Annotated in this window: 20 protein-coding genes and 1 pseudogene; 11 read left to right on the top strand and 10 right to left on the bottom strand. The window is 57.7% G+C overall.

Annotation, left to right across the window (positions count from 1 at the left end):
- Positions 1–4: 4 nt before the first annotated feature.
- On the top strand, positions 5–196 hold the full coding sequence (locus tag RHP74_RS04630) for a hypothetical protein (RefSeq protein ID WP_311098072.1): 192 nt from the start codon (positions 5–7) through the stop codon (positions 194–196).
- A gap of 252 nt (positions 197–448) precedes the next feature.
- Complete coding sequence (locus tag RHP74_RS04625; protein ID WP_221108279.1) at positions 449–673, top strand: hypothetical protein; 225 nt, start codon at positions 449–451, stop codon at positions 671–673.
- On the opposite strand, the gene RHP74_RS04620 is transcribed toward RHP74_RS04625, so the two are convergent.
- The 4 genes and pseudogenes from RHP74_RS04620 to RHP74_RS04605 form a co-directional block, all read right to left on the bottom strand.
- A complete protein-coding gene (locus RHP74_RS04620) occupies positions 670–1,419 on the bottom strand; it encodes a FadR/GntR family transcriptional regulator (RefSeq protein ID WP_031318393.1) in 750 nt (249 codons plus the stop codon). The two genes, RHP74_RS04625 and RHP74_RS04620, sit on opposite strands and share 4 nt — an antisense overlap.
- 253 nt (positions 1,420–1,672) lie before the next feature.
- Positions 1,673–3,399, bottom strand: a pseudogene (locus RHP74_RS04615) (ABC transporter ATP-binding protein/permease).
- A gap of 96 nt (positions 3,400–3,495) precedes the next feature.
- Positions 3,496–4,056 (bottom strand): response regulator transcription factor, encoded by a 561-nt coding sequence (locus RHP74_RS04610; RefSeq protein WP_007901386.1) that lies wholly within the window; start codon positions 4,054–4,056, stop codon positions 3,496–3,498.
- Positions 4,049–5,311 carry an ATP-binding protein gene (locus RHP74_RS04605; protein ID WP_010463401.1) on the bottom strand — a complete coding sequence of 421 codons (1,263 nt, stop codon included), beginning with the start codon at positions 5,309–5,311 and terminating at the stop codon, positions 4,049–4,051. The genes RHP74_RS04610 and RHP74_RS04605 overlap by 8 nt, the downstream gene beginning before the upstream one ends.
- A 343-nt stretch (positions 5,312–5,654) precedes the next feature.
- Here RHP74_RS04605 and RHP74_RS04600 point away from each other — a divergent pair, with 343 nt between their 5' ends.
- A complete protein-coding gene (locus RHP74_RS04600; protein WP_010463403.1) occupies positions 5,655–6,371 on the top strand; it encodes an SIMPL domain-containing protein in 717 nt (238 codons plus the stop codon).
- A 219-nt stretch (positions 6,372–6,590) separates the two neighbouring features.
- Here the strand turns inward: RHP74_RS04600 and RHP74_RS04595 are convergent, their stop codons facing one another.
- Positions 6,591–6,959 (bottom strand): DUF6124 family protein, encoded by a 369-nt coding sequence (locus RHP74_RS04595; RefSeq protein ID WP_311098067.1) that lies wholly within the window; start codon positions 6,957–6,959, stop codon positions 6,591–6,593.
- Positions 6,960–8,042: 1,083 nt separating this feature from the next.
- On the opposite strand from RHP74_RS04595, the gene RHP74_RS04590 reads away from it, so the two are divergent.
- The 8 genes from RHP74_RS04590 (at position 8,043) to RHP74_RS04555 (ending at position 18,823) form a co-directional block, all read left to right on the top strand.
- Positions 8,043–9,668: an ABC transporter substrate-binding protein gene (locus tag RHP74_RS04590; RefSeq protein ID WP_083375031.1), complete on the top strand. Its 1,626-nt coding sequence runs from the start codon at positions 8,043–8,045 to the stop codon at positions 9,666–9,668.
- 307 nt (positions 9,669–9,975) lie between these two features.
- Positions 9,976–11,577 carry an ABC transporter substrate-binding protein gene (locus RHP74_RS04585; protein ID WP_010463409.1) on the top strand — a complete coding sequence of 534 codons (1,602 nt, stop codon included), beginning with the start codon at positions 9,976–9,978 and terminating at the stop codon, positions 11,575–11,577.
- 172 nt (positions 11,578–11,749) lie between these two features.
- On the top strand, positions 11,750–13,168 hold the full coding sequence (locus tag RHP74_RS04580; protein WP_010463411.1) for an OprD family porin: 1,419 nt from the start codon (positions 11,750–11,752) through the stop codon (positions 13,166–13,168).
- A gap of 78 nt (positions 13,169–13,246) precedes the next feature.
- A complete protein-coding gene (locus tag RHP74_RS04575; protein WP_102594418.1) occupies positions 13,247–14,842 on the top strand; it encodes an ABC transporter substrate-binding protein in 1,596 nt (531 codons plus the stop codon).
- Positions 14,843–14,916: 74 nt separating this feature from the next.
- Positions 14,917–15,927: an ABC transporter permease subunit gene (locus tag RHP74_RS04570; RefSeq protein WP_038978933.1), complete on the top strand. Its 1,011-nt coding sequence runs from the start codon at positions 14,917–14,919 to the stop codon at positions 15,925–15,927.
- Between the two features lie 7 nt (positions 15,928–15,934).
- Positions 15,935–16,864: an ABC transporter permease subunit gene (locus tag RHP74_RS04565; protein WP_409201925.1), complete on the top strand. Its 930-nt coding sequence runs from the start codon at positions 15,935–15,937 to the stop codon at positions 16,862–16,864.
- A gap of 10 nt (positions 16,865–16,874) precedes the next feature.
- Positions 16,875–17,843: an ABC transporter ATP-binding protein gene (locus tag RHP74_RS04560; RefSeq protein WP_010463418.1), complete on the top strand. Its 969-nt coding sequence runs from the start codon at positions 16,875–16,877 to the stop codon at positions 17,841–17,843.
- Positions 17,843–18,823 carry a peptide ABC transporter ATP-binding protein gene (locus RHP74_RS04555; RefSeq protein ID WP_010463420.1) on the top strand — a complete coding sequence of 327 codons (981 nt, stop codon included), beginning with the start codon at positions 17,843–17,845 and terminating at the stop codon, positions 18,821–18,823. The genes RHP74_RS04560 and RHP74_RS04555 overlap by 1 nt, the downstream gene beginning before the upstream one ends.
- A 177-nt stretch (positions 18,824–19,000) precedes the next feature.
- On the opposite strand, the gene RHP74_RS04550 is transcribed toward RHP74_RS04555, so the two are convergent.
- The 5 genes from RHP74_RS04550 to RHP74_RS04530 form a co-directional block, all read right to left on the bottom strand.
- Positions 19,001–19,264: a hypothetical protein gene (locus tag RHP74_RS04550; RefSeq protein WP_409201924.1), complete on the bottom strand. Its 264-nt coding sequence runs from the start codon at positions 19,262–19,264 to the stop codon at positions 19,001–19,003.
- Positions 19,265–19,431: 167 nt separating this feature from the next.
- Positions 19,432–20,616, bottom strand: coding sequence for an MFS transporter (locus tag RHP74_RS04545; protein WP_077747404.1), 1,185 nt, complete (start codon positions 20,614–20,616; stop codon positions 19,432–19,434).
- Positions 20,609–21,643: a hypothetical protein gene (locus RHP74_RS04540; protein ID WP_311098059.1), complete on the bottom strand. Its 1,035-nt coding sequence runs from the start codon at positions 21,641–21,643 to the stop codon at positions 20,609–20,611. Before RHP74_RS04540 ends, RHP74_RS04545 begins: the two co-directional genes overlap by 8 nt.
- Positions 21,644–21,657: 14 nt before the next feature.
- The gene (locus RHP74_RS04535) at positions 21,658–23,043 is read right to left on the bottom strand and encodes a DUF6002 family protein (protein WP_311098057.1); all 1,386 of its coding nucleotides are present in this window, start codon (positions 23,041–23,043) and stop codon (positions 21,658–21,660) included.
- Positions 23,044–23,420: 377 nt separating this feature from the next.
- Positions 23,421–25,004, bottom strand: a complete 1,584-nt coding sequence (locus RHP74_RS04530) for a peptide chain release factor 3 (protein ID WP_010463432.1) — start codon at positions 25,002–25,004, stop codon at positions 23,421–23,423.
- Between the last annotated feature and the right edge of the window lie 159 nt (positions 25,005–25,163).

Here is a 25,163-nt window from a genome sequence, read left to right as displayed (position 1 = left end):
CGAAATGACTATCAAATTGAAACTGGAATTGGCTTTGGGGCAATCGCCGAGGGGAGCGCCGCTTGAGTTGTTATCCAAGGGCGTGGTGATTGGACGGGCGGTGGTGGATGAGCGTGGGGATGTGACGTTTGATGCCAAGCCCGGGGTGGCTGAGTTGGCTGTAAGGGTGGATCGTTCGATTCTGCGCTCAGGCTGACAATTCAGTATTAAAGCTGCCGGCCCATCGCTAGCAGGCTAGTTCCCACATTTGACCGGGGGTAAACACCCATAGTGTGTTCACTGAAGATCCCCTGTGGGAGCGAGCCTGCTCGCGATGGCATTCTGACAAACACAGCAATAGCTGGAAGTAAGCACTGACCGTTCATCAAAACTGTTATTTCTTACAGTTTCGCCCCCGCTAACAACGACGCTTAATTAGACAATCATTTGCTGCACAGGCCAAACGCTCATGTCCACAATCCACCGCTTTAACTTTCCGGCCAGAACCAGACAAGCAGCGTTGGAAACGCCAACTGACTTTGACCTCAATATCAGCGTCGATGACATCGTCGAGTTTGAAACACTGCCCGGCCAGTATTGGAAAATCACCCTGAAAATATTCAAGGTGTTGCTGAACAACACTATTGAGTATGTCGATTACAAAACGGTCGAGGTAGAAGATCCTTACCCCTAGCCGCGCTGCGCCTCAGCCTCTTCATGAGCATGGCGCAGCCGCTCCCGACTGTTCGTCAAATGCAAACGCATCGCCGCCCGCGCCGCATCCGAATCCTGGCGCGCAATCGCATCGTAAATCTCTTCGTGCTCACGGCTCAGGCGACTCATGTAGTGCTGCTGATCATCATGGGCCAGGCGCGCGGAGTTCAGGCGGGTGCGCGGAATGATGCTGGTGCCCAGGTGGGTCATGATGTCGGTGAAGTAGCGGTTACCGGTCGACAGGGCGATTTGCAGGTGGAACTGGAAGTCGGACGCCACGGCATCACTGGCGTGGGCGGCACTTTCATTCAAGGCGTCCAGCGCGGCGCGCATCAAGGCCAACTGTTCCGGGCTGCGGCGTTGTGCAGCGAGGCCGGCGGACTCCACTTCGAGGCTGATGCGCAGTTCCAGAATCGCCAATACGTCACGCAGGGTGACCACGGTCGCCGGGTCGATGCGAAAACCGCTCGGGCTCGGGGTGTCGAGCACGAAGGTGCCGATGCCGTGACGGGTTTCCACCTGGCCAGCGGCCTGCAAACGTGAAATTGCTTCGCGAACCACGGTTCGGCTGACGCCATGGGCATCCATGATCGCCGACTCGGTGGGCAATTTGTCGCCACGTTTGAGGTGGCCGTCGCGGATCTGCTCGGACAGCACCGTCACCAATTCCTGTGCGAGGCTGCGGCGCTTGCGAGGGAGGCGTGGTGCGTCGATCGGGTTTTCCATGGTGAACGTCTGTCTCTAAAATTGCGGCTGAAACCGCATCATAGCTCAACGCGGTTGTACGATCACCACCACCCACTTTTGTAAGAGCAACCAGTGGCGAGGGGAGTTATCCCCGTTGGATGGCGCAGCCAGCCCAAAACCCACAGCCTCGGTGCATCAGGTATGCCGAGTGCAGTGGTTCTGCGACGGCTGCGCCGCCGAACGGGGATAAATCCCCTCGCCACAAAAGCTCGTTCCCACACGGATTGTGGTGTTATGCGATCACGGTCTGGTCCACCAGATGACCATTTTCAATGCGCACATGCCGTGGGTGGAAACGCTTCAGACTGCTGCGATGCCCGACGCTGACGATGCTCAACCCCGGTATTTCATCGATCAAGGCCTGATACAGCGAAGCCTCATCCTCTTCGTCCATCGCCGACGTCGCCTCGTCCATGTATAACCACTGTGGTGCATAGAGCAGCGCACGAGCGAAGGCCAGCCGTTGCTGTTCACCCGGCGACAGCATGCGCTGCCAGTGATTGGCCTCGTCCAGGCGCGCAACGAGGTGCGGCAAGCGGCAAGTTTCCAGCACATGCACATACCGCTCGTGCGGATAAGTCCCGCCGGCCTGTGGATAACTCAGTGCCTCGCGCAACGTGCCAATCGGCAGATACGGCTTTTGTGGCAGGAACAGGTAACGCGCCGTCGGCAGACGAATGCTGCCATGACCCGCCGGCCACAGGTGCCCCATCGCCCGCAGCAAGGTCGACTTGCCGCTGCCGGAACGACCGCTGAGCATGACGCGCTCGCCCTCCTCCACGGTCATGTCGGCGTTGGTCAGCAAGTGACGACCGTCGGCCAGATCGAGGCCCAGGTTGTGCACCTTCAAGGCTGTACCCGAATTCTGCACATCAATCGCCGGCGCTCGCTCTTCGTTGTCGGTCATCGCCTGGCGGAAACTCAGCAGACGATCACAGGTGGCTCGCCAAGCGGCCAAGTCCTGGTAGGCGCTGATGAACCAGCTGAAGTTCTCCTGCACGTTGCCGAACGCTGAGTTGATTTGCATCAGCTCGCCAAGCTCGATCTTGCCGGCGAAGTAACGCGGCGCGGCGACCATAAACGGAAAATGATTGCGATCTGGCCATAACCGGAGGTGAAGAAGGTCAGGCGCTTGGACACTTTCATGATGTCCCAGAAGTTATGCCAGACCAGCCCGAAGCGCCCGCTCAGACGGCGGTTTTCATTGGGTTCGCCGTTGTACAGCGCGATGCTTTCCGCGTTCTCGCGAACCCGCACCATGGAAAAACGCAGGTCAGCTTCGAAGCGTTGTTGATTGTTGTTGAGGCCAATCAAACGACGGCCAATCAAGTGCGTCAGCCAGCTGCCGACGGCGGCATAAACCAGAGCGCACCAGAACATGTAGCCGGGGATGGTGAAACCGAACACTTCGATGCTGCCCGACACACCCCACAGAATGATCGAAAACGACACCAGACTGACGACGTTGCGGATCAGGCCCAGCCCCAGGCCCAGCGTATTGGAGGTGAAGCTATTGAGGTCTTCGGAAATCCGCTGGTCAGGGTTATCGGTGTAACCGCCCTGCTCCAGTTGGTAGTAGTTTTTATGACCGAGCCAACGGGCGAAGTGCTGCTCGGTGAGCCAGGCCCGCCAGCGAATCGTCAGCATCTGCGTCAGGTAGAGCCGATACACCGCACCGAGAATCGCCACCGCCGCGATCCCGCAGAAGTACAGAATCAGTTGCCAGAAAGCCGCTTCGTCCTTCTTTTGCAGGGCGTTGTAAAAATCCTTGTACCAACTGTTAACCCACACCGAAATCGCCACGCTGAACAGTGACAGCGCAATCACGGCGATCAGCAATGTCCAGGCCTTGCCCTTCTCTTCGCTGCGCCAATACGGCGTGGTCATCGCCCAGACTTTGCGAAAAAACTGCCCGCGCACAGCATCGTTGACCGCGGAATACTCAGCGTTCTGATTCATGGAAAAGGCTCGATAAAGAAAAGAACACACCCGAACCGATCATAGATGATCGGTTCGGGTTATCGCGAGGGCTGGCGTTAATCGTTCAGCGTCCGTTCAGCGGCGGACCGGACGCTTTTGCAGTTTGCGCTGCAGCGTGCGGCGGTGCATGCCCAAGGCGCGGGCAGTGGCGGAGATGTTGCCTTCGTGCTCGGTCAGCACACGCTGGATGTGCTCCCATTGCAGGCGGTCCACCGACATCGGGTTTTCTGGCACCAGGGTGTCGAGGTCGGCATGCTCGGAAAGCAGCGCGGCCAGCACGTCGTCAGCGTCAGCCGGCTTGCAAAGATAGTTGCAAGCGCCGCGCTTGATGGCCTCGACGGCGGTGGCAATGCTCGAGTAGCCGGTGAGGATCACCACGCGCATTTCCGGGTCAAGTTCGAGCAGTTTGGGCAGCAACACCAGGCCTGAGTCGCCGTCCATTTTCAGGTCCAGCGCGGCGTAATCCGGGATGTCGGCCTGGGCGATGGTCAGCCCTTCTTCGGCGGAACCGGCGGTGCTTACGCGAAAACCACGGCGGGCCATGGCGCGGGCCATCACACGGGTAAAGGTTGCATCGTCGTCTACCAGCAGCAAATGCGGCAGTTCTTCGCCTTCAACTTGGATCTCGTCACTCATGTTCGTCTCCTCGGGCGACACGGGGCAGGCGCAGCTCGGTGAGCGTGCCGCCTTCCTCATGACTGTAGAGTTTCACTGAGCCGCCGGCGCGTGTCACGCTGGCCTTGCTCAAAAACAGGCCCAGGCCGAAACCTTTGCCCTTGGTGGTAAAAAACGGCTTGCCGATCTGTTCGGCAATGGCCAGCGGCACGCCGGCGCCATGGTCGCGAATGCTGATGGTCAGGTCCTCGGCATTCCAGTCCAGCGTCACTTGCAGCCCTTCGGGGCACGCATCGGCGGCGTTGTTGAGCAAATTCAGCAAGGCTTGCGTCAGGTCTGGCGGCGGTGCCATGCGTGGCACCGTGCCTTGGCCCAGCCGTTGGAAACGGTAACTGGCTTCCGGGCGCATCAAGTGCCAGCGGTTCAGCGCTTCGTCGAGCCAGTCGGTGACGTCCTGCATTTCCACCGCCAGGCGTCGATTGGCCTCGGCGGCGCGCACCAGTTGCTGCAAGGTCTCTTTGCAGAGTTTGACCTGATCTTGCAACACGCTTAAATCATCCTGCAACAGCGGGTCGGGATGGTCCTGGCGCATTTCCTTGAGCAACACGCTCATGGTGGCCAACGGCGTGCCCAACTCATGGGCGGCGCCGGCCGCCTGGGTCGCGACGGCCAGCAATTGCTGGTCGCGCAGGCCTTCTTCACGACGGATGGCGCGCAGTTCTTCCTGGCGGCGCAGCTCTTCGGCCATGCGCGCGGCAAAGAATGTGATGACGGCGGCGGCGAGGGCGAAACTCAGCCACATGCCGTAGATCTGCAAGTTTTCCCGAGCGATGGGGAAGGTTTCCAGCGGATAGAACCGTGCCAGCAACAACGTATAAAGCGCCAGCGCGATACCGGACAGAATCACCGAATAGCGCCACGGCAACGTCACGGCGGCGATGGTCAGCGGCACCAGGTAATAGGAAACGAACGGGTTGGTCGAACCGCCGGAGAAATACAGCAAGGCACTGTGGATAAAAAGATCACAGGCCAGTTGCAGGGCATATTCCAGCTCGGTGACCGGCCACGAGGTGCGCAGGCGAACCGCCGTGAACGCGCACAGCAGCGTCGAGCAGCCGAGGGTCATCGCCAGTTGCACCCACGGCAACGGCAGCAGATCGAACCAGTAGGCCAGGCCTACGGAACCGGCCTGAGCGGCGAGTACCAAGGTTCGGATGAAGGTCAGCCGCCAAAGGTTCTGGCGAGTGGCGGAAGTGATTTGAACGGGGGCGAGCATGAGCTCTCCTGATGAGCGCTCCAGGCGGATCGCACGGAGTATAACCAAGCACGGGGGCTGGCAGGCAAAAGTGCGGCAAACAGCCACATGGCAGGAAGTCCTGCTGCGTCTATAAGGACGCCTTCGCGGGCAAGCCTCGCTCCTACAGGAATGTGTCGTTCAAAGGATTGGCGTACGACACATTCCTGTAGGAGCGAGGCTTGCCCGCGAATGGCCTCGACACGGTCTCCCCCATTCCATCTGTATGGAAGTTGTAACTGTGCGAACCGGATCAATAAAGTTAGAGTCTGATGGTTTCACGCAGGCTCGGACCTTAACCCCTGCGCACCTCCAAGGAGTTTTCATGCACAGTTTCCGCCGCAGCGCCGCCCTTCTTGCCCTTAGCGTTGGCACCGTCGCCAGCCTCCCGGCCCTGGCCGCCGACGAACTTCATTACAACCAGATCGCCCTGCGTGCCGAAGTCAGCCAGGAAGTGGCCCGCGATCAGATGATCGTGACCCTCTACACCGAAGAACAGAACACCGACCCGGCCAAACTCGCCGCCGACGTCAGCACCACCATGAACAAAGCGCTGGCCCAGGCCAAACAAGTCAAGGAAGTCACCCTGCGCCAGGGCAGCCGCAACAGCTACCCGATCTACGACACCAAGGGCCAGAAAATCACCGGCTGGCGTGAACGCGCCGAGCTGCGCATGGAAAGCTCCGACTTCGCCGCACTGTCGAAGCTGACCGGCGAACTGCTGACCGACCTGAAAATGGGTGGCATGGACTTCGCCATCGCCACGCCAACGCGCAAGGCCAGCGAAGATGCGCTGCTTAAAGAAGCTGTCACCGCCTTCAAGGCCCGCGCGCAGCTGGCAACCGATGCGTTGGGTGGCAAGGGTTACAAAATCGTCAGCCTGAACCTGAACAGCAACGGTTATCCACAGCCGTACATGCGTGGGCCGATGATGATGAAAGCGGCCGGCATGGATGGCGCTCCGGTGACGCCAGAGGTTGAGGCCGGCACCAGCCAGGTGAGCATGACGGCAGATGGTGCGATTGAAGTGTTGATGCCTTGATTCGATAACCCGTACACAGAAACGGCGGTCACTGAAGTGATCGCCGTTTTTTGTTGCCTGGCGGAAAGCCGGCAGGTTTGTCTGATGATTTTGTGGTGATTGATCCACCGTCATCGCGAGCAGGCTCACTCCTACATGGGATCAGAGTCGTACACAAAACCCATGTACACACTCGCCCCCAGTGGGAGCGAGCCTGCTCGCGAAAAACGATAACGCGGTCTACGCCGGATCGACGTTATCCAGCGCCCGATTCACCGCCAACTCCGCCAGCATGATGATCTGCTGAATCGCCAACACCGTATTTCTCTGCGGGCCGATCAGGTTTGCTGCGAAATCACTGGCCATGACACTGGCGGACGCCAATGACTCGCAAGCTTGTGCCAGGAGACTTTCGCTGTCCATGTCCGGGGCGACCATGAACATGGTGCTGGGACGGCGGGGTTTGGGGGCGTATTGATCGGGGGGATCGAGGTAGTAATCGAGGGCGCGCTTTATGGCTTCGTGATCCTTGAGGAGCGTTTCGGCTTCGGTGGCTTCGGCGGTGGGGGTTGTGGTGTTGAAGGGTGGATCGGGGATTAACTTATCCATGGAAAAACTCCTACTTAAAATGGGAGCCATCCATTGTCGTTTCCACACGACAAATAGGTGGCGGCTGCACGCAGGGTGGAAATACCGGTTAGTAGGACCCGGCCAGACCGAAGTCTGCCCACGCACAGCCGCCATGACGCAGTTTGCAGACGAACGAAGACGTCGGCAATAAATACGATGGTCCAGCTATGCGGCTACTAAGGGATCCAGGTTTCCACGCCCGGTCGCTGAAATTGCAGCGACGACCAAAGGTTAGAAGGACTGCTTCCTACCCGGCAACCTGAAAAATGCGTGGGAAATCGCTGTGTTTTTTACACATCTTTCAACACACAAAAATGAAACGCGGAGCCTCCCGGGCGGCATTCCCACGCGGAGCATGGGAACGATCAATCGGGAGCAACAGAAAGAGACAGGTCGGCTGTCAGGCCGCCTTCGCGGGCAAGCCTCGCTCCTACAGAGGACTGGGGTCATCTGGAAGTAAGGATCGGCAAACAGGCTCGTCGCCAACACTTGACCTATGCATATCTGTCATAAAAAGCTCAGGGATAAGACGCTCAACACGTGGAAAACAGCCAATAGTGCTACCGCAAGCAGCAGACAGGTTGCACCCTGGGTACTACCCACCACTCCCACGTAGCCTCCATCACCTCCCGGATCCAAATCATCCCCACAGATGTCCACTGCCAGACAGTAACGCAACAATCTGCCCCCACAGACACAACAACCCTTTAAACAACAAACACCTACCCACCCAACTACAACTCAATCTCATTCACGCCCACACCTCTCATCCACGCCCATCAAAGATGGGTATAAATAAGTAACACCTCGCTCCAACCGGGTGCGAAAGTCGCGCCGATTGCCCCGTCGCGGTGCGCCAGATGCACCGAAAAAACCCTGCGCAAACGGTCAAATGCGCATGAATTTATACATATGCGACATTAAGGTACGTTCGTGCCACCGTTTAACGCCTGTGGTCGCTCCGGATCTTGCAATGGGTATGGCCCCTGCATAAGTATCCGCAGGCACGACTCACGAGGTCGTCCTCTAATTCCAAAAATGACAACAAATCATGAGGCCAACATGCTTAAACACGCGGTCATTCCGTTTTTAGTCGGCGCAGGCTTGTTAGCCTCCGCACCTTTCGCATCCGCTGCGACTAACCTGGTGTTCTGCTCCGAAGGCAGCCCGGCCGGTTTCGACCCAGGCCAGTACACCACCGGAACCGACTTCGACGCCTCTGCAGAAACCATGTTCAACCGCCTGACCCAGTTCGAGCGCGGCGGCACCGCCGTGATTCCTGGTCTGGCAACCAAGTGGGACATCTCCGATGATGGCCTGACTTACACCTTCCACCTGCGTGAAGGCGTGAAGTTCCACACCACCCCGTATTTCAAGCCGACTCGTGAGTTCAACGCCGACGACGTGCTGTTCACCTTCAATCGGATGATTGACAAGAACGACCCGTTCCGCAAAGCGTACCCGACCGAATTCCCGTACTTCACCGACATGGGGATGGATACCAACATCACCAAGATCGATAAAGTCGACGACCACACCGTCAAGTTCACCCTTAAAGAAGTTGATGCCGCGTTCATCCAGAACATGGCCATGAGCTTCGCCTCCGTCCAGTCCGCCGAGTACGCTGCCCAGCTGCTCAAGGAAGGCAAGGCCGCCGACATCAACCAGAAGCCGGTCGGCACCGGTCCGTTCGTATTCAAGAGCTACCAGAAAGATTCCAACATCCGCTACACCGGGAACAAGGACTACTGGAAGCCTGACGACGTCAAGATCGACAACCTGATCTTCGCCATCACCACCGACCCGTCGGTGCGTATTCAGAAGCTGAAGAAGAACGAGTGCCAGATCACTCTGTTCCCACGTCCAGCCGACCTGAAGGCGCTGCAAGAAGACAAGACCTTGAAGGTGCCTAACCAGGCTGGTTTCAACCTGGGTTACATCGCCTACAACGTGATGGACAAGATCAAGGGCAGCGATCAGCCGAACCCGATGGCTCAATTGAAAGTGCGTCAGGCACTGGACATGGCCGTCAACAAGCAGCAGATCATCGACTCCGTTTATCAGGGTGCTGGTCAACTGGCCGTCAACGCCATGCCGCCAACCCAGTGGTCTTACGACACCACCATCAAGGATGCGCCGTACAACCCTGAGAAAGCCAAAGAGCTGCTCAAGGAAGCCGGCGTCAAGGAAGGCACCGAGATCAACCTGTGGGCGATGCCGGTACAGCGTCCTTACAACCCGAACGCCAAACTGATGGCTGAAATGCTGCAGTCCGACTGGGCCAAGATCGGTATCAAGGCCAAGATCGTGACCTACGAGTGGGGCGAGTACATCAAGCGTTCCAAAGGCGGCGAAAACGGCGCGATGCTGATTGGCTGGAGCGGCGACAACGGTGACCCGGACAACTGGCTGAACGTGCTGTTCGGCTGCGACTCGCTGCAGGGCAACAACTTCTCCAAGTGGTGCGACAAGAAGTTCGACGGCATCGTCAAAGAGGCCAAGCGCACGACCGATCAGGGCAAGCGCACCGAACTGTACAAACAGGCGCAACACGTCCTCAAAGACGCTGTTCCAATGACACCTATCGCTCACTCGACGGTGTTCCAACCCATGCGCGACAACGTGCAGGACTTCAAGATCAGCCCGTTTGGCTTGAACTCCTTCTACGGCGTCAGCGTCAGCAAATAAGGTTTTGCAACGGCGACGTATTTAACGTCGCCGTTGTTTTATCTGCCGAGAAAGTAGGAAAACGCCTACATCCAATTCCGTCACGGATGACCATCGTGATGTCGGATGCGTTGCCTTTTCCCACAAGTCTTTCGGACTCTGCGCATTTACTGCCGGACCCACGGCTCATACCGTCGGGATCTGACCAGTTCATGCGTGGGCTCTCGGTTTTGCTGCATGGCATGGTTTGAACTCAGTGATGCCTCCACGTCCGCGGACGGGACGGCGGTTCATTGAAGACACTTAGAGAACAAGAAAAGGGAGCGTCATGCGCCATACCTTGGTTTTATCCGCATTGCTGGGCACCGGCCTGTTGGCCGCCACTTCCATCAGCCAGGCCGCCAATAACAGCCTGGTGTTCTGCTCCGAAGGCAGCCCGGCTGGCTTCGACACTGCGCAGTACACGACATCGACCGATAACGATGCCGCCGAGCCGTTGTACAACCGATTGGCAGAGTTTGAAAAAGGCGCCACCAACGTCGTACCCGGCCTGGCCACTCGCTGGGATATTTCCGAGGACGGCCTCAAGTACACCTTTCACCTACGCGAAGGTGTGAAATTTCACACGACCAAGTACTTCACGCCGACCCGAGATTTCAACGCCGATGACGTGCTGTTCACGTTCAATCGCATGCTCGATCCGCAACAACCTTTCCGTAAGGCTTATCCGACCGAGTTCCCGTATTTCAACGGGATGAGCCTGAACAAGAACATCGCCAAGGTCGAGAAGACCGGGCCGCTGACCGTGGTCATGACGCTCAACAGCGTCGACGCCGCGTTCATCCAGAACATCGCCATGAGCTTCGCCGCTATTCTGTCCGCCGAATACGCCGACAAACTGCTGGCCGAAGGCAAGCCGAGCGACATCAACCAGAAGCCGATCGGCACTGGCCCGTTCGCCTTCAAGAGCTACCAGAAAGATTCCAACATCCGCTACACCGGCAACAAGCAGTACTGGGACCCGAGCCGGGTCAAGCTCGACAACCTGATCTTCTCGATCAACACCGACGCGTCGGTGCGGGTGCAGAAGCTCAAGGCAAATGAGTGCCAGATCACATTGAGCCCGCGCCCCGCCGACGTTCCCGCGTTGAAGAACGACCCGGCACTCAAGCTCATCGAGAAGCCCGGCTTCAACCTGGGCTACATCGCCTACAACGTGCGCCACAAGCCTTTCGACCAGCTCGAAGTGCGTCAGGCGCTGGACATGGCGGTGAACAAGCAGGGCATTCTCAACGCCGTTTACCAAGGCGCCGGTCAATTGGCCGTCAACGCCATGCCACCGACCCAATGGTCCTACGACGACACGATCAAGGACGTTGCCTACAACCCGGAAAAAGCCAAGGAACTGCTCAAGGCTGCCGGCGTGAAAGAAGGCACCGAAATCACCTTGTGGGCGATGCCCGTTCAGCGCCCTTACAACCCGAACGCCAAGTTGATGGCCGAAATGCTCCAGGCTGACTGGGCAAAAATCGGCCTCAAAGTGAAGATCGTCAGCTATGAATGGGGCGAGTACATCAAGCGCACCAAGAATGGCGAACACGACGTCAGCCTGATTGGCTGGACCGGCGACAATGGGGACCCGGACAACTGGCTCGGCACGCTTTACAGCTGCGACGCCATTGGTGGCAACAACTACTCCATGTGGTGCGATCCGGCTTACGACAAGTTCATCAAGCAGGCCAAGGTCGTCACCGACCGCGACCAGCGCACCGTGCTCTACAAACAGGCGCAGCACTACCTCAAGCAACAAGTGCCGATCACGCCTATCGCCCATTCGACGGTTAACCAGCCGTTGAGCGCCAAAATCGAAGGATTCAAGGTGAGTCCATTCGGTCGTAACGTGTTCTCGGGCGTCAGTATCGACCAATAACCGATTAGCCAGAACGCTGGGGGCGCATTGCGCCCTCACGCAAACGTATTGCCGTAATTCGCCAATCCGGCATTAAGCAAACGTTTGCGAAGCCTTGTATGTGTTCTAAACCAAATAGCCGGATCACCAAAAAAGACCGGCATTAAAAAAAAGAAAGTAAGGAGCTTCACCCATGAAACTGAGCAGCACCGCGTTATTGGCCCTGGCCATCAGCAGCGTAACCGCCTCGGCTTACGCAGAAACCCAAAGCCAGGCTTTCACCCCGGTTACCGTGAAAGAGAAAAGCGCCCAAAGCGAAGCCACCGGCTTTGTTGAAGGCCAATCGATCACCGGTTCCACGCGTAACTGGTATGCGAATGAGTCGTTCAAGCGGGGCGCGACGCTCAACTATCGTAAAAATGGTGAGACTCGTACGACTGACCGTCGAATCAACTGGGTTCAAGGCACGATCATCAAGTACAACTCGGGCTTCACCGAGGGTACTGTCGGTTTCAGCACCGAAGTGGCGGCGTACAACGCCATTGCTCTGGACCGCGATCGCAAAGACCTCGCATCCGGCAACGGTGGTGCTCCCGAGCCAGGTCGTGGCGGCCGTGGCAACAACCGTACTTTGACTGAAAATGGCGGTGACGCTGTTGATCAGTGGAGCAAACTGGGCCTGGCCAACGTCAAGGCGCGTTTCTCCAATACCACACTGACTGCCGGTCGCCAGAACTTCAGCAGCCCGCAAGTAGATGTCATCGGTAACCGTCCACTGCCTTCGAGCTTCGAGGGTGTCAGTCTGCACAGCGAAGAGTTGGAAAACCTGACTTTCGACATCGCCACCTTTGACCGTAACTCGCCGCGTACCGAACAGAGCCAGCGCAAATTCCGTTCCGAATACGGCGACGGTACCGCTGAAGCCGATCACGTCAACACCGCCGGTATCACCTACACGCCGTTCGCCAGCCTGACCACCAGCCTGTGGGGCACCCAGGCCGAAGACCTGTGGAACCAGTACTACTTCGGCGCCACCCACGTTCTGGGTGACAGCTCGGTACTGAGCCTGACCACCGGCCTGAATTACTACAAAACCGTCGACGAAGGCAAAAAGCTGCTGGGCGAAATCGACAACGACACCTACTCCCTGTCGTTGGGCCTGACTCACCAGGCCCACAGCCTGACCTTCTCGTACCAGGAAGTGAACGGTAACGAGTACTTCGACTACCTGCACGAAACCAACGGCATCTACCTGGCCAACTCCCTGCTGTCGGACTTCAACGGCCCGAACGAAAAATCCTTCCAGATTGCATATGGTCTGAACATGGCTGAATACGGCATTCCAGGCCTGAAGTTCAACATCTACCAGGCTCGTGGCTGGGGCATCGACGGTACTCACTATGCCGGCGGCGGTTACGACGGCGTGCAGTCGATGGACGGCGAAACCCACTATGAATACGGCATTGGTACTTCGTACGCCGTACAGAGCGGCCCGCTCAAGGCCACGGCTATCCGCGCGACCTACACCGCTCACCGCGCCAGTGATAACCAGGCGGATGGCAGCCTCAACGAGTTCCGTCTCGTGACCACCATCCCGTTCAACATTCTGTAATACACCTGCCGAACGGCTGATTCAGTGACGAATCGGCCGTTCGGCTTTTGTCCTTTAACCGATTGCAGAGGGTTCTTGATGAAAATGCTTCCCCTACGTGCGGCCATTGCAGCCGCGTTGCTGAGTGTCGCTGTTGGCGTCTCGGCCAAACCTCTGGTGGTCTGCACCGAGGCCAGTCCGGAAGGCTTCGACATGGTCCAGTACACGACTGCAGTCACAGCCGATGCGGTGGCCGAAACCATCTTCAATCGTCTGGCGGACTTCAAGCCCGGCACCACTGAAGTGATTCCGGCACTGGCCGACTCCTGGGAGATCAGCGAGGACGGTCTGACCTACACGTTCCACCTGCGTAAAGGCGTCAAGTTTCACACCACCGAATACTTCAAGCCGACCCGCGACATGAACGCCGACGACGTAGTCTGGAGTTTCCAGCGTCAGCTGGACCCGAACCACCCATGGCACAAACTGTCGAGCGTGGGCTTCCCGTACTTTGAAAGCATGGGCTTCAAGGAACTGCTGAAAAGCGTCGAGAAAGTTGACGACAACACCGTCAAATTCACCCTGACCCGTCGCGAAGCGCCATTCCTGGCCGACATCGCCATGGCCTTCTCCTCTATCTATTCCGCCGAGTACGCCGACCAGCTGCTCAAGGCGAACAAGACCGGCGACCTGAACAACAAACCGGTCGGCACCGGCCCGTTCATTTTCCAGCGTTACGCGAAGGACGCGCAGGTTCGCTTCAAGGCCAACCCGGACTACTTCCGTGGCAAGCCACCGGCTGATGCGCTGATCCTGGCCATCGCCACCGATAACAACGTGCGCCTGCAAAAACTCAAGGCCAACGAGTGCCAGGTCGCGCTGTATCCGAAACCGGATGACATCCCGAGCATCAAGAAAGACACCAACCTGAAGGTTGATGAGATGAACGCGATGACCGTTTCCTACATCGCCATGAACACCTCGCACAAATACATGAGCGATGTGCGTGTGCGTAAGGCCATCGACATCGCGTTCGACAAGGCGGCTTATGTCAACGCGCTGTTCGGCAAAGGCAACGCAACAGTGGCGGTCAACCCGTTCCCGGATACGCTGCTGGGCTACAACCACAGCCTGAAAAATCCGGCCCGTGACCTGGACAAGGCCCGCGCCCTGCTCAAGGAAGCCGGCGTACCGGAAGGCACCACCTTCACCCTGTTCACCCGCAACGGCGGCGGTCCAACCAACCCGAACCCGATGCTCGGCGCGCAGATGATGCAGGCCGACCTGGCCAAGGTCGGTATCAAGATCGACATCCGCGTGATGGAATGGGGCGAAATGCTCAAACGCGCGAAAAACGGCGAGCACGATATGGTTTCCGCCGGATGGGCGGGCGACAACGGCGACCCGGATAACTTCCTGACGCCTATGCTCAGTTGCGAAGCCGCGAAGAACGGCGAAAACTATGCGCGCTGGTGCAATGACAAGTTCCAGGCACTGATCGACCAGGCCCGGGAAAAAACCGATCCGGCCGAGCGGGCAGCGCTGTACGAACAGGCTCAGGTTATTTTTAACCAGGACCAGCCATGGATCAGCATGGCGCACACTAGAATGTTCACCGCAATGCGCAACAACGTAGAGGGCTATCACATTAGCCCCCTCACCACTAATAACTTCGCCACCACCCAGGTGAAGTAGATAAGAAAACTCCCGGTGTCCCTGACTCCAGGGACACCAGGCACGCCTAACCGGCTGATGAGGTACCACACAAGATGTTTAGTTTTATTGCCCGCCGATTGGGGTTATTGATCCCCACATTCTTCGGCATCACCTTGCTGACTTTCGCGTTGATTCGCATGATTCCTGGCGACCCCGTGGAAGTGATGATGGGCGAACGTCGGGTCGACCCCGAAATGCACGCTCAGGCAATGGAACGCCTTGGCCTGAACAAACCGCTGTATGCCCAGTACCTGGACTACATCGGCAAGTTGGCCCACGGCGACCTTGGCGAATCCCTGCGTACCCGTGAAAGTGTCTGGACCGAGTTCAGTTCTCTATTCCCCGCGACCCTGGAACTGTCCATGGCCGCGCTGTTGTTCGCCGGCATCCTGGGCCTCCTGGCCGGGGTGATCGCGGCACTCAAGCGAGGATCCCTGTTCGACCATGGGGTGATGGGCATCTCCCTGGCGGGATACTCGATGCCGATCTTCTGGTGGGGCCTGATCCTGATCATGTTCTTCTCGGTATCCCTGGGCTGGACCCCGGTGTCCGGGCGGATCGACCTGCTCTACGACATCGAGCCGCGGACCGGTTTCATGCTCATCGACACGCTGCTGGCCGATGACGTCGGTGCGTTTTTTGATGCCCTGCATCACCTGATCCTGCCGGCCATCGTACTCGGCACCATCCCGCTGGCGGTGATTGCGCGGATGACCCGTTCGTCGATGCTCGAAGTGCTGCGTGAAGACTACATCCGTACCGCCCGCGCCAAAGGCCTGTCGCCGTCGCGCGTGGTCTTTGTTCACGGCCTGCGCAACGCGCTGATCCCGGTATTGACCGTGGTCGGCCTGCAAGTCGGCACATTGCTGGCCGGTGCGGTTCTGACCGAAACCATCTTCTCCTGGCCCGGCATCGGCAAATGGCTGATCGAAGCCATTGGCGCACGGGACTATCCCGTGGTGCAGAACGGCATCCTGTTAATCGCCTGCCTGGTGATTCTGGTGAACTTCGTCGTGGACGTCCTCTACGGCTTTGCCAACCCACGCATTCGTCACCAGCGCTGAGATCATCATGACCATGACCACTCCAGCTTCAACTCAAAATCAAGCGGTAACAGTCGATCAAAGCCTGCTGTACCCGTCCCCTTACAAAGAATTCTGGCAAGCGTTTTCCAAGAACAAAGGCGCCGTTGCCGGCCTGATGTTCATGTTGCTGGTGATTTTCTGCGCGATTTTCGCGCCGTGGGTTGCTCCGCATAACCCGAGCGAGCAATACCGTGACTTCCTGTTGACCCCGCCGTCCTGGCTGGAGGGCGGGCAGATCCAGTTCCTGTTCGGCACCGATGAACTGGGTCGCGACCTGCTGTCGCGCCTGATCAACGGTTCGCGCCTGTCCCTGCTGATCGGCTTGTCGTCGGTGGTGATGTCGCTGATTCCGGGCATCCTTCTGGGCCTGTTCGCCGGCTTCTTCCCGAAACTGCTCGGCCCGACCATCATGCGTCTGATGGACATCATGCTGGCCCTGCCGTCCCTGCTGCTGGCGGTGGCGATTGTCGCCATCCTCGGCCCTGGCCTGATCAACACCATTATTGCCATCGCCGTGGTTTCGTTGCCGTCCTATGTTCGTCTGACCCGCGCTGCGGTGATGGGCGAATTGAACCGCGACTATGTGACCGCCGCGCGTCTGGCCGGTGCCGGTCTGCCACGCCTGATGTTCGTCACCGTGCTGCCCAACTGCATGGCCCCGCTGATCGTTCAGGCCACCCTGAGTTTCTCTTCGGCGATTCTCGATGCCGCGGCACTGGGCTTCCTCGGCCTTGGCGTACAACCGCCAACCCCTGAGTGGGGCACCATGCTGGCGTCGGCTCGCGACTACATCGAACGCGCCTGGTGGGTGGTAAGTCTGCCTGGTTTGACCATTTTGCTCAGCGTGCTGGCAATCAACTTGATGGGCGACGGTCTGCGCGATGCGCTGGACCCGAAACTCAAGAACGCCGCCTGAGGAGATTCAAATGTCACTGTTAGAAATCAAGAATCTCAACGTTCGCTTCGGCGACAAGAACGCGGTTCCGGTGGTCGACGGGCTCGACATTACCGTGGACAAGGGCGAAGTCCTGGCCATCGTTGGCGAGTCGGGTTCCGGTAAATCCGTGACCATGATGGCGCTGATGGGCTTGATCGAGCACCCGGGGATCGTCACCGCCGACGCGCTGAATTTCGACGGCAAGAACATGCTCAAGCTCAGCAACCGTCAGCGTCGGCAAATCGTCGGCAAAGACCTGGCCATGGTCTTCCAGGACCCGATGACCGCGCTGAACCCGAGCTACACCGTCGGCTTCCAGATTGAAGAAGTGCTGCGCCTGCACCTGAAAATGTCCGGCAAGCAGGCCCGCGCACGCGCCATCGAACTGCTGGAAAAAGTGGAAATCCCGGGCGCCGCCAGTCGTATGGACGCCTACCCGCATCAGCTTTCCGGCGGTATGAGCCAGCGTGTTGCAATCGCCATGGCGATTGCCGGCGAACCGAAACTGCTGATCGCCGACGAACCGACCACGGCATTGGACGTAACGATCCAGGCGCAGATCATGGACCTGCTGCTGGCGTTGCAGAAAGAGCAGAACATGGGCCTGGTGCTGATCACGCACGACCTCGCGGTCGTGGCCGAAACCGCTCAGCGTGTGTGCGTGATGTACGCCGGCCAGGCGGTTGAAGTGGGTCAGGTTCCTCAGTTGTTCGACATTCCGGCACACCCTTACAGCGAAGCGCTGCTCAAGGCGATTCCGGAACACAGCCTGGGTGCCACGCGCCTGGCCACGTTGCCGGGCATCGTTCCCGGTCGCTATGACCGTCCGCAGGGTTGCCTGCTGTCGCCACGCTGCCCGTATGTGCAAGACAGCTGCCGCGCCCAGCGTCCAGCCCTGGACCCGAAAAGCAACAGCCTCGCCCGCTGCTTCTACCCGCTGAATCAGGAGGTGGCGTAATGGCCGTCGTACTTACCGCCCGCGACCTGACCCGTCACTACGAAGTGTCCCGTGGCCTGTTCAAGGGCCATGCGACCGTGCGCGCCCTGAACGGTGTGTCGTTCGAACTGGAAGCCGGCAAGACCCTCGCCGTTGTAGGTGAGTCGGGCTGCGGCAAATCCACCCTGGCCCGCGCCCTGACGCTGATCGAAGAGCCCTCCTCCGGCTCCTTGAAAATCGCCGGGCAGGAAGTCGCCGGCGCCGACAAGGCTCAGCGCAAACAACTGCGCAAAGACGTGCAGATGGTGTTCCAGAGCCCTTACGCCTCGTTGAACCCTCGGCAGAAAGTCGGTGATCAACTCGCCGAGCCGCTGCTGATCAACACCAGCCTGAGCGCCTCGGAACGTCGCGAGAAAGTACAGGCGATGATGAAGCAGGTAGGCTTGCGTCCTGAGCACTATCAGCGTTATCCGCACATGTTCTCCGGCGGTCAGCGCCAGCGGATCGCCCTCGCTCGCGCGATGATGCTGCAACCGAAAGTGCTGGTCGCGGACGAACCGACCTCGGCGCTGGACGTATCGATTCAGGCGCAGGTGCTCAACCTGTTCATGGATTTGCAGCAAGAGTTCAACACCGCCTACGTGTTCATCTCCCACAACCTGGCAGTGGTGCAACACGTCGCCGATGACGTGATGGTGATGTACCTCGGCCGCCCGGTGGAAATGGGTCCGAAGAACGACATCTACGAGCGTCCTCTGCACCCGTACACCCAGGCGCTGCTGTCGGCCACCCCGACCATTCACCCGGACCCGAACAAGCCGAAGATCAAGATCGTCGGCGAACTGCCCAACCCGCTGAACCCGCCGTCCGGCTGCGCATTCCACAAGCGCTGCCCTTACGCGACCGAGCGCTGCAGCACCGAAGAGCCGGCCCTGCGCCTGCTCGACAGCCGTCAGGTGGCTTGCCACTACGCCGAGCAGTTCCTCGACGGCGCGGCATAAAAAAATGTGAGAGCGAGCCTGCTCGCGAAGGCGTTAACCCGGTCAACATCAATGTCGACTGACACGCCGCTTTCGCGAGCAGGCTCGCTCCCACAACAATAGGTGAGCTGTTCAATAACCCCTTCTGCCCCGGCTGCGCATCAGCCGGGACAGAAGGGGTTTTCATTTGCCTGCGGTTTATGTCTGGCTGTCGCCTTCATCATCGCTGTCCGGTTCATCAGTGGTCGAATCATCGTCGTCCGCACTGCCGCCCTGCCCTTGGTCGCCTGGCTCCGACTCGGACGCGGCGATCATCAGCCCAGTGTGCGTCACCTGCCCACTCGAAGCCTGCTCACCATGGTCCGGGCATTCCGCCCAGGCCGCTGACATGCCAACCAACAGCAGTACCCAAACTTTCAGCAACAACACAATGCGTTGAAAAATGCTCACGGCTGATTCCATCCTTATCGCAGGTGAAACGTGGTGGCCCGACGGCACTGGTAGACATCCGGTCCCGATGGGGCGGGTTGGGTTCTCCAGATAGGACTCTAACGATGCGCGGGAAATGCAGTGGGTGGGGAGAACGGATTTGAATAATGCCTATAACCAGATCAGCTAAATTACGCGAGCTATCTGCGAGTTGCCTGGCAAACCAGTGGCATGGACAAGATCGCCAAGGCCGCACACCCAAGCCAGACACTATGCCCACCAAAGTGGCCATAAAGGTGGCCTCCAAGCGTCGGAGAAAGCAGCACACTCGCGCTCCAACACATTGAGAAAAGACCAAAGTAGTGCCCGCTTTTACCCGCTTGTGCGCGCTTCATGACCATCACGTTCAAAGTAGGCATGAAGAGAATTTCGCCAAGCGTCCAGATAGCGGTCGAGAGGCAGAGATAAAACACACCGGCGCCCAAGGGCAACATGCCAAGCCCGCAGGCCAGCAAAATGCTGCCTGCCAGCAGCCGCCAGCGTGCGCTCCATTGCTCGCTCCAATGAGATATCGGGATTTGCAGTACCACCACCAGCACTGCGTTGAGCGCAAATTGCCAACCAATGACTTCAGCACCCAACCGATAGTAATCAAGTAAATAGTTGCCCAACATGCTGTAGACCGGCTCAAAGGCAAGACCGAGCAAGACTGAGGCCCCCAACAGCCAGAGGAAAGGCTTGTCGCGATACGGTACGCAAGAACCTGAAGCCCCCTCGGAGTCCTCATCCTGCCTCAGAATATCTCGCTGATGTGTCGCCCGAACAAACCAGACCAAGGCCAGCAGAGACATGGCGGCACTGAGAAAAAATACCCAACGAAAATCCGTCTGCGCCAGGACGCCACCCACCACTCCGGCAACTGCCATGCCCAAATTGCTGGCAACACGGTTCAATGACTGCGAGCGAGTCCGCTGTGCAACCTCGCAATACTCCATGATCAACCGCTGATGAAGGGTGCGAATCGCACCATCAAGTACCCCGCTGAACAGAAGCAGACCTGCCAACAAAAGCACATCTGTAACCAGTCCCAACAAGACCAAAATCCACGCTGAAACAAAAAACAGCGCGGCAGTGAGTCGAGCCGTCGGGAAATGCTCACTCAGCAGTCCTCCCCCCATCGACCCTATCAACAAGCCGGCTCCGTACCCGGACAACAACCATCCAACGGTTTCAATCGGCAACGCCAACGCCTGACGCAGGTACAACGCCATGAACAGCTTCACCATGGCGCTCAAACGGCTGATAAAAATCAACGCAGCAAGCACCCAGGCCATTGGGCAGAAATAGCCACTGAGCCGAATCGGGTAAATGTACCGATCAGTCATCCCATTGATCCAGGTTGCGCCTTACTTCGCTTTGGATGCCCTTTGAAGCGAAAGGAATATCCGAGCGAACCTCATGCTCTGCATCAAAAAAATATTGCGCTTGTAACCGCCCCTCGGCATCCAGACCCAGTAAAGGGTTATTGATCAGAAAGTGTCTGGTGGACACACAAAGCGCCCTTGTTCGAATCAACAACCGCCATTGACCGAATGCGTTTTCAGGAACCACTGCCGTCGTCCCAAAGCGTTTCTTGTACTGGAATGTTCCTTTGCTCAGAAATGGCTCGCAGCCCTGGAAGTCGACACAATCAATCGCTGGATGGTCAGATGCCCACTCAAGGATCGCGTGGTAGACATAATTCTGCGCTCCATTGGCCCGGTAGACGGCGGCTCCCTCCTTCACTCCGATCAACCGCGCATTCAAGGTGCGTGTCGATTCATTAATCTGGGAAATACTGCCCGCCACCCACTCACCCTTTAAATGAACTCGAAACAAAACGCCTTGTTTAAATAAGTCGAGATAAGCCGCTTGCTCCGGCACGCTTCGCGCAAAACACCCGTAACGGGCGCTCATTGTCGGGACGTGCATCGACCGATAGAACGCAAAGAAGTCTTTATCTTCAAACGACACATCGAAATCAAAACCTTGCCCGGCCAATTGAGTGCGACGCTTGTTTTCTCGATGGGAGAATTGGCTCAGTACCTGCTGCCATCCAGCTGAAACATCAACTTGCTGGTGAATCCTGCTCACGCCAACAATATCGCCAGGCTGCCGGTATTGCTGAATGACCTCCAAGGGAGCCATCAACAAGTACAAGTCGGTTTGATCCTGCTTTATGAAACCCTCAAGCTGGTGCCACTCCAGAGTTCCTTCCTGCTCTATATACGACTTCTCAAAAAAACACTGCGCCACAAACGGTGCGATATAAACCAAACCTTCCGCCACTTCTGCATAAACCAGGCATGCCGATTCTCCAGCTCTGGAGTCGCCCCGATAGACGCGAAAATGGCAGAGCGCTTTGCTGATCATGTGAGGATCAAAGCTCATGGATTACAAGGACTGCGAAGGATCTCCATCATCTCTTCAGCACTATCAATAAAAGACAAACCCTCTGTGGGAATGCATTCAAAATCCCGCCCGCAATAGGTGCCCGACGCGTGGACGGTGCAACCGTCCATACCCTCAAGTAGTTGTCGATCAATTGCATTCAGGCAACCTGTCATGGCCATCACCAATGACCACTCTTTCAGATCACGAGGATCGGCTGGCAAGCTGACGGGCGTATTCGCGAGAAATTGAGCGCATTCACTGTAGCGCTGCATGCACTCATGAAGCGAAACGACTATTCCCGAGCCGCCATTGGCCCTGACCCGCGCAGTCATTTCCACTGCGGTAGGTGGCAGGTGTGTATAAAAAGTGTGTTCGAGTACTTCGTCTGGACTCCATGTTGTGGCAGGAAAGTGCGCAGACTCCGACTGCACCCATAAACCGTCGGCCCCCTGCTTATAGCGTGGAGCAGAAGCACCCTCAAAATTTCCGTCGAGCAAGTGCAGAACCATGTCGCTGGTTGCGAGATGTTGAACCAACAAAAATGACGGAGTGGAAACCTGTGTCCCGTGACGCTTCATCACGTCCACACCTGAGCAATATCCCAGAAGACCATAAGCACTCGACACAGCATGCACATGCACGGTCTTGCGGTCAGTGTCCCAGGCGTCACCATACTCAAAATCAAAAAAAGCCCGGGCTTGATCAGAAAACCGGTAGTTCTCGAGCCGGAGGGAATGCCACAACTTCGAATCACCCAATGGACGACGATTGAAGAGATCCTTGAACTGTTGACCAACAACCTTTACTGCTTCCGGCGACTCAGTATCCAGCACGAACACAGGATTCAAAGCACGCAATCTAGGATCGTCGTAAAGTTCGGATCTACGCAACTTTTCAGTCGTCAGGGCAGGCGTCAGCGTGACAATGCGTAACTGCTCTGGGTGGACCAGCTTGTATTTAATTGCCCGTAGAACCGCATCACGTAGAGCGATGGCTTTGTTTCCGGATGAGGGGGAAAACAACACAATACTGTCGCCGGTATCCTGAATATGGCGAATGGCGCGCGCAACGATCAGCGTCGAGGCAAAGGTCTTTGTGGTTTGAGTACTTGCGTTTTGCCTCAGGTCGAACAAACGCAACGGCATACCTCGGTAACGGCCCACCTCAAAAAATTGCGCAGTGGCGACAGAAAGGAAGGCCTGCATTCGCGGCTCCATTTCGGGCAGCTTCATGGAAGGCTCAAAAGCGTCGTCACGGATGCTGACTTCGAAACAGGGAGCACTGCTGACGATCAGATCGTAGTAACGTTCGATGACAGAAATGGGAGTCAGAGGTCGTTGGGTTGTCAGTGCAGCCGCATCGGTTTTCATTACGTCCATTTGTCTTGTGCTCCTGCTCGTGGAAAGTCGCTACTTGCGAAATGTCCACCGAAAGCTAGACGTCAACGACTTCCATGTCTCGCGTAAAAGACTAGAGAAGTAAAAAGCAGAGCCCAGCTACAGAACTCCGTAAAAACGCCTACAGAGATGCCTGACATACGCGTACTGACTCATCGCTTGATGACGTTCGCCCGCCTTGCGGAATTTCACGTCCGGCCAGCACTCGCGAAAGACGTCAACGATAATGCGGGCCGCCTGATAAACCGTGACGTCCTGACCACCATCGCGAGCTGGCTCGCCCCCACAGGGAATTGTGTCGGGCATGAAAAAGCCCCGGCGCTTTCACGACCGGGGCTTTTGATTTTGCGACTCAGCGCTTAGTGATGCTCACGCGTCGCACGGAATTTCACGTCCGGCCAGCGCTCTTCCATCAACGCCAGGTTGACCCGCGTCGGCGCCAGGTACGTCAGGTGACCACCGCCATCGACCGCCAGGTTTTCCACGGCCTTGACCCGGAACTCCTCGAATTTCTTCTTATCGTCGCAATCGATCCAGCGAGCGGAATAGACGGTGATCGGCTCGTAAGAGCACTCGACCTTGTATTCCTCTTTCAAGCGGCTGGCCACCACATCGAACTGCAGCACACCGACGGCGCCGAGGATGATGTCGTTGCTGCGCTCAGGGAAGAACACCTGGGTGGCGCCCTCTTCTGCCAATTGCTGCAAGCCTTGACGCAGTTGCTTGGATTTCAGCGGATCACGCAGGCGCACGCGACGGAACAGTTCCGGGGCGAAGTGCGGGATACCGGTGAAGCTCAGGGCTTCGCCTTCGGTGAAGGTGTCGCCGATCTGGATGGTGCCGTGGTTGTGCAGGCCGATGATATCGCCGGCAAACGCTTCTTCCAGTTGCTCGCGCTCGGAGGAGAAGAAGGTCAGCGCGTCGCCGATCCGCACGTCCTTGCCGGTGCGCACGTGGCGCATCTTCATGCCTTTTTCGTACTTGCCGGAGCAGATACGCATGAAGGCGATACGGTCGCGGTGTTTAGGGTCCATGTTCGCCTGGATCTTGAACACGAAGCCGGTGAATTTCTCTTCGACTGGCTCGACGGTACGCTCGTTGGCAACACGGGCCAACGGTTTCGGCGCCCAGTTGACCACGGCATCGAGCACGTGATCGACACCGAAGTTGCCCAGGGCAGTACCGAAGAACACCGGCGTCAGCTGGCCGTCGAGGAATTCCTGTTGATTGAATTCGTGACAGGCGCCCTGCACCAGTTCCAGCTGATCGACGAAGCGATCGTATTCATCGCCCAAGTGCGCGCGAGCTTCGTCGGAATCGAGCTTCTCGATAATTTTGACATCGGTGCGCTCGTGGCCGTGGCCCGCGGTGTACACGATGATGTAATCGTCGGCGAGGTGATAAACGCCCTTGAAGTCACGGTAGCAACCGATCGGCCAGGTGATCGGCGCTGCCTTGATCTTCAGGACCGCTTCGATTTCGTCGAGCAGTTCGATCGGGTCGCGGATGTCACGGTCGAGTTTGTTGATGAAGCTGACGATCGGCGTGTCACGCAGACGGCAGACGTCCATCAGCGCGATGGTCCGAGGCTCTACACCCTTACCGCCGTCGAGGACCATCAAGGCCGAGTCCACCGCCGTCAGGGTGCGGTAGGTATCTTCGGAGAAGTCTTCGTGGCCCGGGGTGTCGAGCAGGTTGATCATGTGGTCGCGATATGGGAACTGCATGACCGACGTGGTAATCGAGATACCACGCTGCTTTTCCATTTCCATCCAGTCGGAGGTGGCATGGCGGTCGGATTTACGGGATTTCACCGTGCCAGCAATCGCAATCGCCTTGCCCATCAGCAAGAGCTTCTCGGTGATGGTGGTTTTACCGGCATCGGGGTGGGAAATAATGGCGAAAGTGCGGCGTTTCGCGACTTCGGCGGCCTGTTTGGTCATGGGAAATCGCCTGGCAGGTGATTCAAAAAAGGGCGGCGAGTATAGCGCAAACCGACCGTCACGGACCACCGTTCGCCCTCTCGCCCATGGCGATCGACAGGTCCAACGGGAGATCCAGGGTGGCTAATTGCTGCTAACTATGGAACCTTTTAAAAGGTG

The organism is Pseudomonas sp. SG20052 (assembly GCF_031766055.1).
Classification (GTDB): Bacteria; Pseudomonadota; Gammaproteobacteria; order Pseudomonadales; family Pseudomonadaceae; genus Aquipseudomonas; species Aquipseudomonas mandelii.
Note: the sequence above shows the minus strand (reverse complement) of the source record. Positions and strands in the feature narration are given on the sequence as shown.

Bases quoted from the DNA above. Each gene is read 5' to 3' on its own strand.
- RHP74_RS04630 (WP_311098072.1), top strand. From the start codon at position 5: ATGACTATCAAATTGAAACTGGAATTGGCTTTGGGGCAATCGCCGAGG.
- RHP74_RS04625 (WP_221108279.1), top strand. From the start codon at position 449: ATGTCCACAATCCACCGCTTTAACTTTCCGGCCAGAACCAGACAAGCA.
- RHP74_RS04620 (WP_031318393.1), bottom strand. From the start codon at position 1,419: ATGGAAAACCCGATCGACGCACCACGCCTCCCTCGCAAGCGCCGCAGC.
- RHP74_RS04610 (WP_007901386.1), bottom strand. From the start codon at position 4,056: ATGAGTGACGAGATCCAAGTTGAAGGCGAAGAACTGCCGCATTTGCTG.
- RHP74_RS04605 (WP_010463401.1), bottom strand. From the start codon at position 5,311: ATGCTCGCCCCCGTTCAAATCACTTCCGCCACTCGCCAGAACCTTTGG.
- RHP74_RS04600 (WP_010463403.1), top strand. From the start codon at position 5,655: ATGCACAGTTTCCGCCGCAGCGCCGCCCTTCTTGCCCTTAGCGTTGGC.
- RHP74_RS04595 (WP_311098067.1), bottom strand. From the start codon at position 6,959: ATGGATAAGTTAATCCCCGATCCACCCTTCAACACCACAACCCCCACC.
- RHP74_RS04590 (WP_083375031.1), top strand. From the start codon at position 8,043: ATGCTTAAACACGCGGTCATTCCGTTTTTAGTCGGCGCAGGCTTGTTA.
- RHP74_RS04585 (WP_010463409.1), top strand. From the start codon at position 9,976: ATGCGCCATACCTTGGTTTTATCCGCATTGCTGGGCACCGGCCTGTTG.
- RHP74_RS04580 (WP_010463411.1), top strand. From the start codon at position 11,750: ATGAAACTGAGCAGCACCGCGTTATTGGCCCTGGCCATCAGCAGCGTA.
- RHP74_RS04575 (WP_102594418.1), top strand. From the start codon at position 13,247: ATGAAAATGCTTCCCCTACGTGCGGCCATTGCAGCCGCGTTGCTGAGT.
- RHP74_RS04570 (WP_038978933.1), top strand. From the start codon at position 14,917: ATGTTTAGTTTTATTGCCCGCCGATTGGGGTTATTGATCCCCACATTC.
- RHP74_RS04565 (WP_409201925.1), top strand. From the start codon at position 15,935: ATGACCATGACCACTCCAGCTTCAACTCAAAATCAAGCGGTAACAGTC.
- RHP74_RS04560 (WP_010463418.1), top strand. From the start codon at position 16,875: ATGTCACTGTTAGAAATCAAGAATCTCAACGTTCGCTTCGGCGACAAG.
- RHP74_RS04555 (WP_010463420.1), top strand. From the start codon at position 17,843: ATGGCCGTCGTACTTACCGCCCGCGACCTGACCCGTCACTACGAAGTG.
- RHP74_RS04550 (WP_409201924.1), bottom strand. From the start codon at position 19,264: ATGGAATCAGCCGTGAGCATTTTTCAACGCATTGTGTTGTTGCTGAAA.
- RHP74_RS04545 (WP_077747404.1), bottom strand. From the start codon at position 20,616: ATGACTGATCGGTACATTTACCCGATTCGGCTCAGTGGCTATTTCTGC.
- RHP74_RS04540 (WP_311098059.1), bottom strand. From the start codon at position 21,643: ATGATCAGCAAAGCGCTCTGCCATTTTCGCGTCTATCGGGGCGACTCC.
- RHP74_RS04535 (WP_311098057.1), bottom strand. From the start codon at position 23,043: ATGGACGTAATGAAAACCGATGCGGCTGCACTGACAACCCAACGACCT.
- RHP74_RS04530 (WP_010463432.1), bottom strand. From the start codon at position 25,004: ATGACCAAACAGGCCGCCGAAGTCGCGAAACGCCGCACTTTCGCCATT.